The sequence below is a fragment of the Oleiphilus sp. HI0080 genome, from assembly GCF_001635135.1.
In genome coordinates this window covers 1-401 of sequence record NZ_LWFU01000871.1, presented here as the reverse complement: position 1 = coordinate 401, position 401 = coordinate 1, and the positions used below count along the sequence as shown (strand labels likewise).

Here is a 401-nt window from a genome sequence, read left to right as displayed (position 1 = left end):
CCTCTTCTTATGATTTGGCAACAAGAACTTCAGGCGATACGCGTGCTTCAAAAGGAGTAACAGGATTAACTGGAGTAATTGCGAGCGGCTTGAGACGCTTGAGAGGAAAGTAGAGCGAAGGAGGGGCAGAGTGTCGCGACCCTCCTTCGATAACGCGAAAACAAACTATGCTGCGATGATGCCGTTCTTTTGTTTCGCCGCTTGATCCGCAAGATACTCTTCATAGGTCCCTTGGAAATCGACAAGCTTTTTATCTTTAATTTCGATCACTCTCGTCGCGAGCGAAGAAACAAACTCTCTGTCATGACTCACAAAGATCAAGGTGCCATCGAAGGCTTTAAGCGCCTCGTTGAGTGACTCGATCGCTTCCATGTCCATGTGGTTCGTTGGCTCATCCATTA

1 pseudogene is annotated in these 401 nt (G+C 47.6%); it reads right to left on the bottom strand.

The annotated features are described in order from the left end of the window. Positions 1-165: 165 nt before the first annotated feature. A pseudogene (locus A3751_RS17485) lies at positions 166-401 on the bottom strand (ABC-F family ATPase); the annotation flags it as partial.